The following is a 13,386-nucleotide window of genomic DNA, read 5'->3' as shown; positions in this document are numbered from 1 at the left end:
AGAAACTCATGACATTCGATTACGATCTCTTTGTCATCGGCGGCGGTTCGGGCGGCGTTCGTTCAGCGCGCCTCGCGGCCAAGCTCGGGGTGCGGACCGCCATCGCCGAGGAATACAAGTTCGGCGGCACCTGTGTGGTACGCGGCTGCGTGCCCAAGAAGCTGTTCGTTTACGCGAGCGAATTCGGCCGCGCCATCGACGACGCACGCGGCTATGGCTGGACGGTCGAGGGCAAGCGGTTCGACTGGAAAGCGCTCGTTGCTGCGAAGGACAAGGAAATCGAACGCCTCAGCGGCCTTTATTCAGGCGGCGTGGAAGCGGCGGGCGGCACCGTGTTCAACAGTCGCGCCGAAGTGCTCGATCCGCACACCGTCCGGCTCCTGGCCGAGGATCGCACCGTTACGGCGGAACGCATCCTGATCGCGACGGGCGGTCATCCGTTTCTGCCTGACATTCCCGGCATCGAACATGCCATCACCTCGAACGAGGCTTTTCATCTTGAGGAACTGCCGAAGAAGATCGTGATCGTCGGCGGCGGTTATATCGCGGTGGAGTTCGCGGGGATCTTCAACGGCCTCGGGGTCGACGTGGAACTGGTTTATCGCGGGGGCGAAATCCTGCGCGGCTTCGATCACGACATGCGCGAGGGGCTGACCTCGATCATGCGCCAGCATGGCGTCACGATCACCTGCAACACGGAACCGGTCGCCATCGAGAAGACCGGCGCAGGGCTGACGGTCGCAACAAATCGCGACACGCGCATCCCTTGCGATCTGGTGATGTTTGCCACGGGCCGCCGACCCAACACGGTAGGGCTTGGACTTTCGAAGCTCGGCGTCAAATGCGGCTGGAACGGTCGCGTCATGGTCAACGACAGTTATCAAAGCTCCGTGCCGAGCATCTATGCCGTGGGCGATGTGACCGACCGCGTGAACCTGACGCCGGTCGCGATCCGCGACGGGATGGCCTTCATCGAGGCGGTCTACAAGAACAACCCGAACCCAGTGGATCTCGCGTTTCTGCCGACGGCGGTCTTCTCGCAGCCTGAAATCGGCACGGTCGGTTATACCGAGGAAGCGGCGCGCGAGATGTTCCGCGCGGTGGACATTTACAAGGCTGCCTTCCGTCCGATGAAGAACATTCTTGCCGGGCGCCCCGAACGCACGATCATGAAGCTGGTTGTCGATGCCGATTCGGATCGCGTGCTGGGTGTGCATATCCTCGGGCCGGACGCGGCGGAGATCATTCAGGCCGTCGCCATCGCGGTCAAGATGGGCGCGACCAAAGCCGATTTCGACGATACGATCGCGCTGCACCCGACGATGGCGGAAGAACTCGTGACGATGCGCGAGAAGTGGACGCCGCCTGCGGGGGCGTGAGTCGGGCGATCCAGACGCCGGAACGCGATGGGGCGAGAGCCCGCATCGCGCCCGATCCAAAAAAGCGCCACGTCAGATGCGGGGCGTGATCGTGTTCCGTTGCGCACTGGCCTCGCTTCTTCGAGTGGCGCCGCTCCACTGCCATTTGCATTTCGAAGGCAGATGCATATGACGGCAGGATAAATCTCCGATGGGAATCGAACTTGACACCGGCCGCGAGCCGGAAGCTGTGCGGGCGGGAGCGCCTCGATAGCGCGATCTTCGCGGGCCCTCGACGAAAGATGAGACTCTTGACCGTGAAGAAAGCGCTCCGACCGGATCGCGCGAAGCAATCCGGTCGTGTCTATTTCAAGCTTCGACAGGTGCCGATCAGGCCGATATCGACCCGATCGGACTGATCGTAGCTCAGGCGTCGAGCGGCATTGCGGTTTGACGCGCGTCACTTGCCGGCGGTTCATCCCGCACGGGCGCAACGGTGCTCGTGCGGAGGAGCGGGATCATGGCGATCAGGGCCGCCACGAGAAGAACGACTTCGATCGAATAGACGACGATATATCCGGTTGCCGGGCCGAAGGACTGCTCGCCGAAACTCGCGATCACGTCGCGAATGATGCCGCCGCTCGCAACGGCGAAGCCCGCTGCCGTCGCCTGCGCGGCACCCCAGGCGCCGAGCGCGAGCCCGGTCTGATCCTTGGGCGCGAGGTTCATGGTGGCGGTCAGGGTGCCGTGGCCGAAAAGGCCGGCGCCGAAACCGATGAGCGACGTGCCGACCACGAACAGCCACGGCTGGGATGTCGGAGCCGCCATGATCACCGCGAGGAAGGCCGGAATACCGACCAAAGCTCCATAGAAGGCCATCCGGAAGGGATCGAAGCCACGGCTCAGCACACGCGATGCCAGCGCGAAACCGAGGAGGCCGCCGACCGCCAGCGTGGCGGTGAGCTTCGTCGTGGCGCTGACCGAGAGGTGCAGGATCTGGCCGCCATACGGTTCGAGCAGGACGTCGTGCATGCTGAAGGCAGCAGTGCCGAGAGCCACGGCGCCGAGGCGCCGGATCGCGTTGCCGCCCTGCACGAAGACCGCCCACGATTCCTGGAACGTGGGATCTTTCTGATTCCGCTCTTCCTCCGTCAGCAGGCGGGACGGACGGCGCGCCTCCTGTTTCCACAAGGCGATCGTGTTCAGCACGAGCGTTGCGACAGCCGCGCCCTGAATGACCTGGATCAGTCGGCCCGGCGTGAAGTCGGTCAGAAGAAGGCCGAAAAGGATCGCGCTCAGGATCATGCCGAACAGCAGCATGACATACATCAAGCCGACGACCTTCGGCTGCGATTCCTTCGGCGCAAGGTCGGTGGCGAGCGCAAGGCCGACCGTCTGGACGGTGTGGAGGCCAGCGCCAACGAGCAGGAACGCGATGCCCGCCGCGAGATGCCCGATCCAGGCCGGCACGGCGACATCGCCCTGCCCGGACAGGATCAGAATGGCGAACGGCATGATCGCCAATCCGCCGAACTGAACGAGCGAACCCTGCCAGATGAAGGGCACGCGCCGCCATCCGAGGACAGATTTATGAGTGTCGGAGCGGTGCCCGATAAGCGCGCGGAACGGCGCGAAAAACAGCGGCATCGACACCATGATCGCGACGACGGAAGCGGGAACGTTCAGTTCCACGATCATCACGCGGTTGAGTGTGCCGACGAGAAGCACGAGCGCCATGCCGACCGACACCTGGAACAGCGACAGGCGCAACAGACGGGAGAGCGGAAGTTCAGGCGTCGCCGCGTCCGCGAAGGGCAGAAACTGCGATCCACGAGTGAATATGAAAGTCGTCACTCGCTGGCTTATACGAGTCATCGATCAAGCAACTCCAACTGAAGGGGCCATGGCGGCCACGGGAAACCTTCGCCGAATATGCGACCGGAAAGTAGCGCTACTCTCGGAAACGCCATAAAAAGCGCCGCAAGACGACCCCCGTCGCCTTCGCACCGCTTCACCTGACCGTGTCGTAGCCCAGCCAGCCTATAGGCCGTTTAGCCCGAGTAAGTTGCGCTGGTCGTGCCGCCAAGCGCGGCATTTCGTACCCTCAAGACGCCGCATCTCTTACGGCAGCCTGCGCGACAGCAGCCTTGCGGGCCGCGCGCAGGCTTATACCTTCCGGCTTCGACGGGGTCCGATTGCCCGGACCAACCGTTCGAAGTCTCCCGCAAACGGGAGACGCCGAAAGGTGCCGCCTCGCTACGCCCGCACCAAAGAACGCCCAAGATCCGGGAGGATCCGGGCCCTATGTGCGGGCTGCGAGACGAAGCGAATTAGCGAACGATCGTGGTTTCGATCGAAGCGGTCTTCGCAGCGGCGCCGTTCCAGTACTTCGGGAACCAGCTCGTGTGACCGACCAGAGCGGCGTGCACGAGGATCGCGATCAGCGTGACGGTGCCGAGAAGGAGGGGGAGACCAACCTTCGGGGGGACGACGAGCCAGATGCCGGCTTGGCCATCAGTATCAGCCATAGTGAATTCTCCTGATTAGTGGATGAGAGAGATTAGTGGAGCCAGGGGGTGTAGATGTAGGCCAGGACGTGAGCCACAACCGCAATCGCGCCGAACACGCGGGTGCCGTTGATGACGTGGCCGTGCAACTCCTCGGCTTCCGCCAAGGTAAGACCCGTCGGATAAACCTTCACCGGATCAGCCATGATAGTACCTCCTTAAAAGGACCTGCTGGTTTTCGTGCTGGAACCCGCACGTGGGTGCTCTCAAGCTGCCTGTCGAGCGGACACGTTTCTTGTGGCAGCTTGGGTGTAAGCATATGCTGACAATCGCATGCGTCAACCGGATTTGACAGGCAAAACTGGCTTTGGGGCATTATGACGCAAGGTTGCCGAGCAAGAAACAAGAGGCTCCCGTGCAAAACGTCGCGGATAAACTCGAAATGCGCGACATTCCGTCCAGTTAATAAAGTAAAGACAGAAAAAATACGCCTCTTTTCTTGGGTTGCGACAAAAAAGATTTGGTGAAAAACTGTGAATTAGCCGCAACCGTCAAAAATAGTTAAGGCGGAAACGTGACCGGTGTGCGGTACGGATCGAGCAAGCCATAAGGACAAACGACGGCATTTTTGAGGAGCGCGCGAGGAAAAGGCGGGACGATTGGAAAACCGTGCCGGCACGCTCGCCGCACACCCGAGGCGCCAAACAAAAAATATGCCGCGCTGCCTGTCACGGCCTTGCCCGGCTTCGAATGATATGGCGCCTGCGTGCGGGAGAAGGGAATGCCGCGCGCAGGCTGTGGATGCAAAAGCACCGCCTGACCGAGCATGAAGCCCAGCCAGACGGCACCTAGCGAACTTACTTCACGATGGAAGTTTCGATCGCTGCAACCTTCGCGGCCGCGCCGTTCCAGTACTTCGGGAACCAGCTCGTGTGACCGATCAGAGCGGCGTGCACGAGGATCGCGATCAGCGTAACGGTGCCGAGAAGCAGCGGGAGACCGACCTTCGGGGGGACGACCAGCCAGATGCCGTGTTGACCATCAGTATCAGCCATTTTCAGCTCTCCAGTTTGCTAAGAGTAATTAGTGAAGCCAAGGCGTGAAAGCATACGCAAGGAAGTGCGCGACGAGCGCAACGGCGCCGAACACGCGCGTGCCGTTGATCACGTAGCCGTGCAGCTCTTCAGCTTCCGCCAGCGTCAAACCCGTCGGGTAGACCTTATTTGGGTCAGCCATGTGTAACTCCTTCAAGGATTTGGTTTTTCTCTGTGAGGGCCGCGTGCGGCTCTACGGCTTGACCATATTCCAGAGGCATTTGGTGTCAATGACAATTGACAGAAAAGCGGGGATTTGTGTCAATCTGCCACAAGCTCAGAGGGGTCTTAAGCCTTGAGAACGCTTGTGAAAAAAGAATTAATCTAGGGTTTCAAGTATAGCGTCGTTTCGGTATGCAGAGAAAATCCGCCCCTTCGTTTCGTAGTTTGACCTGAGCCTGAAAAGTTTGATAGTCGGACCGGGCCTTCGGGAGCAAGCAGTGATCGAGATTTACGGACGACCAACAGCATGGAATGTCAGGAAGGTCCTCTTCTTTACGGAAGATGCGGGCATTCCCTACCGGTGTATCGATTACGGACGCGAATTCAGGCCGACGAATACGCCAGAATTCCTGGATCTCAATCCGAATGGACTGGTGCCCGTGCTCAGGGATGGTTCGTTCACGCTGTGGGAAAGCCATGCGGTGCTGCGTTATCTGGCCGCGAAATATGGCCCTCCCGGCTATTACCCCGTTGATTTTCAAGGGCGCGCAATCGTCGACCAATGGCTCGATTGGAAGCTCGGCCACGTGTCCCCAGCACTTCGGGTGCTCTTCATGAGATATTTTCTCAGGATCGGGGAGTTTACGGACCGGGAAGCCGCCGATCGTGAGGCCGAAGCGAATCGCCTTTTTACGGTCCTCGATGGTCGTCTCGAAAAAACGAGCGCCTATGTCGCGGGGCCGGAGATCACGATCGCCGACAGCGCCCTCGGCATGGCGGTCCATCGCTGGCTTAATCTTCCGCTGCGTCGCCCCGACCTTCCGCACGTGATTCGCTATTATGAGAGGCTGCAAAAGTTGCCGTCATTCGAAAAGACGGTATGCATCGGCATACCGTAGGGCGATTCAAGCAAAAGCGGGAACCGGCTTTGCGTGCGGAATTGCTTCAGCGCAGCGCGCCGGAGCGGTCCTGCGATTTGGAGGAAAGCGATTACGGTCCGCGCCGGAGCATGACCGCGCGGGCATCGATTCCCCTTCCGCAAGGAGCAATCGTAGCGCGAGAGCGGATTTAACCGCGGCGCGCCACCCACGTCGTGATTTCCGCGGCCACCTGCTGGAACGCGGTATTCAAAGCATGAATGCCTGCGTTCGGATCGGGGGACGCGGCGGCCACGCTGGCGTGAAAGCGCTTCGTGGTGACGACGGAAGAGGTTCGCTCGTCCACGAGTTTCACGTAAACGTCGACGACGGCCTCGGCCGAACCGGAGGTGGCATCCACCTGAAAATCGCGGATTTCGATCGCCAGCGACAGGTCGCCCGTCACGCGGTCCTGATTGGTGAGCACCGCTCGAAAGGCGCCGGAATTGGCCAACGTCTGGACAAGCCGGGCCTGAAACAGAGCGGGAAGCCTGTCACCCCAGGCCGCTCCGGAAAAATAGGCGACACGGCCATTCCCGCCCTTGACGAGAATTTCAACGGTGTCGATTGTCTTGACGGCCACCGGAGGATAAACGGTGATTTGGATGCCGCGAGCGTGCATCCGCTCAACCTGCGGTGCTTCGAGGTCGAATGTCGCGGGTGCCGACGCGCCGACAAGCCCGCTTACGGCACAGCCGCCCAGCATCCCCGCCGCCATGATGGCGGCTATCTCACGCATCAATCGCATGATGCCCCAAAGCCCCTCTCGATTCGTACGGCGACTATAAGCGATATTTCCCGTCTCGACGGCTCATTTTCCCTCGCCCGAGCGTTTGAAAACGATACCGGCGTCATAAAGAAAACGCGACAAATCATGTGTATAGAGCTTTGCCTGCGTTACAAAGAAACGAGAACAAGGCTCTTTCCGTTCTGATCTGACTGAATCGCAATCGGATCGGTAGAACGGTCTCATCTTGACTCTCCGAGGCGGCTTCACCGATCTGGTTGGAACAACCCAATCGAATCCGCCTCTAGTATTTCGGCGACTGCTGACCGCCGAGCAGAAAGCCCGCCGGATTGCGGTCGATTTTCTGGACGACGCGGTCGAGGCTGTCGACCAAGCGCCTGCCATCCTTGGCTAAAAGTTCGAATTCCCGAAGCGAGCGATCAGCCTGCTGCGTAAGCGCGCCGGACTTGTCTCCGATGGATTTGTCGAGCTTCTCGGAAAGCTGCCGGATTGAAATCGCCGCCTGTTGCACTTGCGACACGATCGAATTCGGGTTGTCCGAGGATTCACCGGCCAGCCTGTCGACCGCGGAGTCGATCTTCGCACTGACGGCGGCAAGCTTCTCGGAGAGCTGCCGCACATTCTGGATGACGGCGGCCACGTCGTCTTTCCGCTCGGCCATCATGCCGGTGAACGTTTCGAGATTGGTGACGGTGCGCCGGAGCGAGTCCTCGTTGTTTGCGATGAGATTGTTGAGGCGCACGGCGAGAGCGCTCGCTTGACCGGCGGCGTCGGACACCCCCGCAAAGAGGGATCCCGATGCCCCCGGATCGGCGAGGATCACGGGTATGCGCTCGCCGGGTTTCGCCTGAAGCATAGGCATGTCCGGCGTGCCTGGTGTGATCTCCATCGCGACCCATCCGGCGAGCCCCTGCTGCGAAATGCGCGCGTGGCTGTTGGTGCGCACCGGGGTGTCCTGCCTGACCGAAATCAGGATGCGCACCTTCCGAGTATCCTCCGGCAAAAGCTCGATCTGGCGAACCGCGCCGAAGCGGATGCCGTTGAACATGACGGGTGAGGCAACGGTGATGCCCTGCACCGAGCCGTCGAGTATCACGTGATATTCCTTCCCGGCGCCGCCGTCGGAATCGTGCTTCATCCAGTAGATGAAGCCGAGCAGCGCCGCGATCAGCCCGAGGACGAAGACGCCGACGATGAGGTAGTTGGCCCGTGTTTCCATCTCAGGATGCCTTTGCGATTTGTCGTCCGCGCTCGCCGCAGAAATAATCCCGCACCCACGGATGGCCGGGATCGCGGACGAGGTCCATCGGCGCGCCTTCGCGCACGACATGCTTGTCGGCCAGCACCGCCACGCGGTCGCACACGGCGAAGATGCTGTCGAGGTCGTGGGTGATCATGTAGACGGTGAGCCCGAGCGTTCGCTGCAGGCTCTGGATCAGCCGGTCGAACGCCGCCGCGCCGATGGGATCGAGCCCCGACGTCGGCTCGTCGAGGAAGACGATGCGCGGATCGAGCGCCAGCGCCCGCGCCAGCCCCGCGCGCTTCCTCATGCCGCCGGAGAGTTCCGACGGGTATTTGTATGCCGCGTTCGGGGGAAGCCCCACCATGGCGATCTTGAGGAGGGCCAGCGCGTCCATGGTCTTCTGCGGCAGCTTCATATGCTCGCGCATCGGCACCTGCACGTTCTGGAGAACCGTGAGCGAAGAAAACAGTGCGCCGTCCTGAAACAGGACGCCGACCTGACGTTCGACCTTCACGCGTTCGGTCTTCGAGAGTGACGCGAAGTCACGGCCGAGGATTTCGACACGTCCTGCCTCGAAGGGCAGAAGCCCGAGGATCGTGCGCAGCAGCACGGATTTGCCCGTGCCCGACCCGCCCGCGATGGCAAGGATTTCGCCCGCGCGCACGTCGAGGTTCAGGTTCTCGAAAATGAGCTGGCTGCCGAAATGCTTCGTGAGGCCGCGAATGCGGATCGCATAATCCGGCTGGGTGTCGATCAAGTGGGGGGCCGTCATGTTCAGAACCCCGCCGCGGAAAGGAAGATGGCGAAGACCGCGTCGAGCACCAGCACGAGAAAGATCGCCTTTACCACCGCCGTCGTCACCTGTGTGCCGACCGACTCCGCGCTGCCCTGAACGCTCAAGCCTTCGAGACAGCCGACGAGCCCGATCACGAGCGCGGCGAACGGAGCCTTGATAAGCCCCACATAAAGATGCTTCGTCTGCACGGCGCTGTTGAGCCGTTGCAGATACATGTCGGTTTCAAGCGAGAGATAAAGCTTCGCCATGACCGCGCCGCCCGCAAGCGCCATGATGTCGGCCAGGAAGACGAGAAGCGGAAGCGCAATCATCAGCGCGAGCACGCGCGGCAGCACCAGCGTTTCGATCGGATCGATGCCGAGCGTGCGCATGGCGTCGATCTCTTCGCGCATCTTCATGGTGCCGATCTGTGCGGTGAAGGCCGAGGCCGAGCGCCCCGCGACCATGACGGCGGCGAGGATCACCCCAAGCTCGCGCAGCGCCAGGATGCCGAGCATGTCGATCGACATCGTTTCCGCGCCGAATTTCTGGAGCTGGAATGCGGCCTGCTGCATCACGACGCCGCCGATGAGGAAGCTCACCAGCGCGATGATCGGCACGGCGGAAAGGCCGGTCTGCTGAAGCTGGTGGATGAAGGCCTTTATCCGGAAACGCCCCGGACGCACCACAACGCGGGCGAACGCCGCGGTCGTTTCGCCGAGGAAGGTGGTGAGGCGGATAGCGTCCCGTGCGATGGCCGTGGCGGCGGAAAGGAAACGGCGGAGAGATTCTATCGCGGCGCCATCGCGCGGTGGCGCTTCCTCGAACGAGGCCGGGGCTGCGCGCGCAATTTCATCGAGCAGGATGCGGTGTTCGGGACGCGCGCGCGCGAAATCGGCGGTTGTGGCGGCGAGCTTGCCGTCCCTGAGACCTATGAGGGTCAGCGCGCCCGCCGTATCGAGCCGCCGCATATCGCCGATGTCGATCTCGTGAGCGGGGCCGCTCGACGCTTCGACGGCTTCGACGGCTGCCTGCGCCTCGCGCAGAGCCGCGAGTGTCCAGTCGCCGGACACAAGGATACGACGCGTCCCGCGCTCCTCGGCGGAGCGGAGGGCCGGCTTCGCAATCCGGTCCAGAACTTCGTCGTAATCGTGCATCCGTCTACTTCATGAAAGAACTGTTAAGCCATAGCGAGGATCAGGTCTCGAGTCTGTGAAAAACTGTCGCAAATCTTCGTGGGGTGTTCCTGCCAGCCAACCATGACAAGAACGAGACGCCAAAAGACGGGGCTATTTTGTCAAGCGTTTGGAAAGGTTTACTCAGTAGTGTTTCTACAACCGATTTTCGAACACCCGGCGGCGAGTATGACAATCCTTCCCATGGCTCCCCTGTCAGAGGCCGACTACTGCGCGATTGAAAGCGCCCTTCTTGCGACCGAAAAGGGTCGACGCTTCCTGCGCGCCTATGTCGACCGCAACCGCGGGCTTGAGACGCTCCGCCTGCTCCGCTCGATTTCGCGGCTGCACCGCGCGGCGCTCGGAGTGCCCGGCCTCAACGCCGAGGTTTGCCGGGATCTCTCCGGCATTCTCAGCACCGTCTCCAGACATCGGCACAAGGCGTTCGACTGCTTCGACGATGGCGACAAGGCGGAACTCCTGTCGAACGGTCTCGAGGAAATCGAGGCTGCGGTGATCGCGCTCATCGAATCGATCGAGGATCGCATGGCCGACGCCCTGAACGAGGAACTCGAATCTCAGGCGCAGCGCTCCGATTCGCCTGCCGCTCCCTATGCTTCGGATCGCACCGCCAAACTGTTCGGTGAGCTTTCCTCCTATTTCACGACCGAGTCGCGCTGAAGCTTCCATACAGGAATACCGCCGCAACCCGCTTCGGGCGAGGATGCCGCGGATTCCTCCCGCGCCGCCCAGACTGCCGGCGCATTCAACCCAGACACTTCCCAAGTATCTCCTACTGAGCATGCGCGAGGCATTCCGTGCCAGCGCGCTCCCGCAGCTCGCCTGCCCTCTGAGCCGGATCTCCCGTCATTTGAACGGCTTACGTCTTAATGGCTGCGGCGCGCCAATAGCCCCCGTTTGAGCTTGGCCCGAAGATTACGCTAAACCTACTCCAGGTTGAAGCGAGGCATTCTTGCAACGCTCTGCGATTTAACGGGTTGCGCGTATCCCAGCACGACAATCAGAGATTGATACAGCCACAGGTTGCGTTTAAGTGGTTAATCGAAACTTAGTTGTTTTGAAACGGAAAAGCCATGATTGTCATCGTCGACGAACGCGAAACGGTGTTGAATGGATATGCCGCCTGGTTCTGCCGGGAGGGGGTTTCCGCAACGGGGCTTGCACCGCATGATTTCCGGCAGTGGGTGAATACCGCTCCGGAGCCGGATATCGACGCGGTCGAAGCCTTTCTGCTCGGTGACTTTCAAAATCGCGAGGAAGTGCCGATCAAGATCAAGTCGCGGTCCGGGGCGGCGGTAATCGCCATGAATGAAACGAAATCCCTGAACGACACGCTCGACCTGTTCGCCGCCGGTGTGGACGACGTTGTGCGCAAGCCCGTGCATGTTCGCGAAATACTTGCCCGCATCCGCGCCATCAGCCGCCGCTCGCAGCAGGAGGCGCAGAACCAGCCGCTTTCCGGCCGTATCCGCGTCTTCTCGGATGGCCGCGATCCTGAGATCGATGGCGAGCCGCTTCCGCTTCCGCGCCGCGAACGCCGCATCCTCGAATATCTCATGGCGAACAAGGGACGCCGCGTGACGAAGTCGCAAATCTTCAATTTCGTCTATGGATTGTTCGATGATGGTATCGACGAGAACGTCATCGAGAGTCACATCAGCAAGTTGCGCAAGCGGTTGCGTCAGCGGTTGGGCTCAGACCCGATCGACTCGCAACGCTTCCTTGGCTACCGTCTCACGCAGGACTAGATCAGCCTGCGTGAATAGGAGCCTGATGTGACGCGGAAGCGGATCGATGCGTCCGGTTTGCGGCACGATGCGGTGATCGCGGGGCGCGCGTGACGATCATGCCGGAAGTGCCTGGCCTCTGATCGCGCATCGTTTGCAACGTGTGAACGGATTTCGATCGTTCCGGCTCGCCGGAGATCGGTAATTCGGTGATGGCGTCAGCATCTTTCGCCGATATCGATTGCTCATGGTGCGGAATAACGGCTTTCCTGCCGGGGCGGGAGAAACGAAAGCGTATGTTGGGCAATGGTTTTTTCCTCATTCGCCGCCACGACGAAGATCTTCACGCGCGACGTATCCGCACTGAGGAGCCGTTCGTGTCGCGCGTTGCGCTGCGCGTCGAGGGAAAGGCCGAGCCAGTCGAAATCGGCGCAGATCCGCGCGCGAAGGTCGGCGGCATGCTCGCCGATGCCGCCTGAGAAAACGAGCACGTCCAGTCCCCCGAGGAGGGCGGTGAGCGCGCCTATTTCGTAGCGGGCGCGATGGACGAAATAGGTCAGCGCCGCGCGCGAGCCGGGCGTGTCCGCCTTTTCAAGATCGCGCACGTCATGCGAGAAGCCCGACATGCCCTTCAGGCCCGAGCCGCGATGAAGAAGCTGCGTCACGGCGTCGACGCTCATGCGGCGCTCGGTCAGAAGATGCAGGACGACACCGGCGTCGATCTGCCCGCAGCGCGTTCCCATGGCAAGGCCGTCCAGCGGCGTGAAGCTCATGGTCGAACTGACGCTGCGCCCTTCCTTCATCGCGCACATGGAGGCGCCGTTGCCGAGATGGGCCATGATCACGCGCCCCTCGGCGATTTCGGACGCGAAGCCGCGAAGCTCGTCCACGAGGTGCTCGTAGGAAAGACCGTGAAAGCCGTAGCGGCGCACGCCCGCGTCGTAATATTCGGGCGGCAAGCCGAAGGTGTCGTTTTCCCAAGTGTGCGAGCGGTGAAAGGCGGTATCGAAACAGGCGACCTGAACGGCTGCGGGGAACACCTTTCGCGCGGCGAGGATGCAGCGGATGTTGTGCGTCTGATGCAGCGGAGCCAGCGGAATGAGTGTGCGAAGCTCCAGCAGAGCGTCTTCGTCCACGCGCAGGGGCTTCGTGAACTTTGTGCCGCCATGCACGATGCGGTGGCCGACGCCGACGATCTTCCGCTCGCCGCCGTGGTGGTGAACGAAATCGAGCACTTCGTGGAGCGCTGCCACATGTGACGCGGAAACCGTCGGCCTTGGCGCGAAGGATGGCATGTCCGAACCCGGCGCGGCCTTGACGGAAAACTCCGCCGCGTCGGTGTGCAGGCCCTCGACCTGCCCGCGGAACGTCTCCGCGATGCCATCGTCTTGAATATCGAAAAGCGCGAATTTCAGCGACGAAGACCCCGCATTGAGGGTGATCATGGCATTCTTCATCTGTCGGGTTCCGCAAGTCGCGCGCATGCAAACGCAACGGGCGCGTGTGTGATGTGTGAAGTCAGCCGCTCGTCTTCTCCGGTTTGCCTTTCGGATTCCCGGACGCGGCGCAGTGTCTGCCAAACCGGATACATCGGCAACCTCGAAACCGGATTCTGCGCTGGTCTTGCAGGCAAATCCGGATCGCCGGACCGCGCCATGC

Annotated in this window: 14 protein-coding genes; 4 read left to right on the top strand and 10 right to left on the bottom strand. The window is 61.3% G+C overall.

Annotation, left to right across the window (positions count from 1 at the left end; genetic code table 11):
- Positions 1 to 8 precede the first annotated feature (8 nt).
- A complete protein-coding gene (gor, locus tag QM659_RS12045) occupies positions 9 to 1,379 on the top strand; it encodes a glutathione-disulfide reductase (protein ID WP_415188592.1) in 1,371 nt (456 codons plus the stop codon).
- Between the two features lie 405 nt (positions 1,380 to 1,784).
- Here the strand turns inward: gor and QM659_RS12040 are convergent, their stop codons facing one another.
- From QM659_RS12040 to pufB (QM659_RS12020), 5 genes are all read right to left on the bottom strand, one after another.
- A complete protein-coding gene (locus QM659_RS12040; RefSeq protein WP_415188591.1) occupies positions 1,785 to 3,233 on the bottom strand; it encodes a PucC family protein in 1,449 nt (482 codons plus the stop codon).
- Between the two features lie 455 nt (positions 3,234 to 3,688).
- The gene (locus QM659_RS12035) at positions 3,689 to 3,886 is read right to left on the bottom strand and encodes a light-harvesting protein (protein WP_127077859.1); all 198 of its coding nucleotides are present in this window, start codon (positions 3,884 to 3,886) and stop codon (positions 3,689 to 3,691) included.
- A 32-nt stretch (positions 3,887 to 3,918) separates the two neighbouring features.
- Positions 3,919 to 4,074, bottom strand: a complete 156-nt coding sequence (gene pufB, locus QM659_RS12030) for a light-harvesting antenna LH1, beta subunit (protein WP_127077862.1) — start codon at positions 4,072 to 4,074, stop codon at positions 3,919 to 3,921.
- Between the two features lie 648 nt (positions 4,075 to 4,722).
- The gene (locus QM659_RS12025) at positions 4,723 to 4,920 is read right to left on the bottom strand and encodes a light-harvesting protein (protein ID WP_127077866.1); all 198 of its coding nucleotides are present in this window, start codon (positions 4,918 to 4,920) and stop codon (positions 4,723 to 4,725) included.
- Between the two features lie 28 nt (positions 4,921 to 4,948).
- On the bottom strand, positions 4,949 to 5,101 hold the full coding sequence (gene pufB, locus QM659_RS12020; protein WP_127077868.1) for a light-harvesting antenna LH1, beta subunit: 153 nt from the start codon (positions 5,099 to 5,101) through the stop codon (positions 4,949 to 4,951).
- A 298-nt stretch (positions 5,102 to 5,399) separates the two neighbouring features.
- Between pufB (QM659_RS12020) and QM659_RS12015 the strand changes: the two genes are divergently transcribed.
- Positions 5,400 to 6,020, top strand: coding sequence for a glutathione S-transferase family protein (locus QM659_RS12015; RefSeq protein ID WP_303484650.1), 621 nt, complete (start codon positions 5,400 to 5,402; stop codon positions 6,018 to 6,020).
- Between the two features lie 169 nt (positions 6,021 to 6,189).
- Here the strand turns inward: QM659_RS12015 and QM659_RS12010 are convergent, their stop codons facing one another.
- From QM659_RS12010 to QM659_RS11995, 4 genes are all read right to left on the bottom strand, one after another.
- The gene (locus QM659_RS12010; protein ID WP_127077872.1) at positions 6,190 to 6,786 is read right to left on the bottom strand and encodes an ABC-type transport auxiliary lipoprotein family protein; all 597 of its coding nucleotides are present in this window, start codon (positions 6,784 to 6,786) and stop codon (positions 6,190 to 6,192) included.
- A 283-nt stretch (positions 6,787 to 7,069) separates the two neighbouring features.
- Complete coding sequence (locus QM659_RS12005; RefSeq protein ID WP_415188590.1) at positions 7,070 to 8,005, bottom strand: MlaD family protein; 936 nt, start codon at positions 8,003 to 8,005, stop codon at positions 7,070 to 7,072.
- A 1-nt stretch (position 8,006) separates the two neighbouring features.
- On the bottom strand, positions 8,007 to 8,801 hold the full coding sequence (locus QM659_RS12000; protein WP_415188589.1) for an ABC transporter ATP-binding protein: 795 nt from the start codon (positions 8,799 to 8,801) through the stop codon (positions 8,007 to 8,009).
- A 2-nt stretch (positions 8,802 to 8,803) separates the two neighbouring features.
- A complete protein-coding gene (locus QM659_RS11995; protein ID WP_415188588.1) occupies positions 8,804 to 9,961 on the bottom strand; it encodes an MlaE family ABC transporter permease in 1,158 nt (385 codons plus the stop codon).
- Positions 9,962 to 10,168: 207 nt separating this feature from the next.
- Between QM659_RS11995 and QM659_RS11990 the strand changes: the two genes are divergently transcribed.
- Both QM659_RS11990 and QM659_RS11985 read left to right on the top strand, forming a co-directional pair.
- Positions 10,169 to 10,660: a hypothetical protein gene (locus QM659_RS11990; protein ID WP_127077880.1), complete on the top strand. Its 492-nt coding sequence runs from the start codon at positions 10,169 to 10,171 to the stop codon at positions 10,658 to 10,660.
- A 413-nt stretch (positions 10,661 to 11,073) separates the two neighbouring features.
- Entirely contained in the window at positions 11,074 to 11,748 is a 675-nt protein-coding gene (locus tag QM659_RS11985) for a response regulator transcription factor (RefSeq protein WP_127077882.1), read from the top strand.
- Positions 11,749 to 11,972: 224 nt separating this feature from the next.
- Here QM659_RS11985 and QM659_RS11980 read toward each other — a convergent pair whose 3' ends face one another.
- The gene (locus QM659_RS11980) at positions 11,973 to 13,172 is read right to left on the bottom strand and encodes an acetate/propionate family kinase (protein ID WP_415188587.1); all 1,200 of its coding nucleotides are present in this window, start codon (positions 13,170 to 13,172) and stop codon (positions 11,973 to 11,975) included.
- Positions 13,173 to 13,386: the final 214 nt, after the last annotated feature.

This window comes from Rhodomicrobium sp., assembly GCF_047605405.1.
GTDB classification, from domain to species: Bacteria; Pseudomonadota; Alphaproteobacteria; order Rhizobiales; family Rhodomicrobiaceae; genus Rhodomicrobium; species Rhodomicrobium lacus.
Note: the sequence above shows the minus strand (reverse complement) of the source record. Positions and strands in the feature narration are given on the sequence as shown.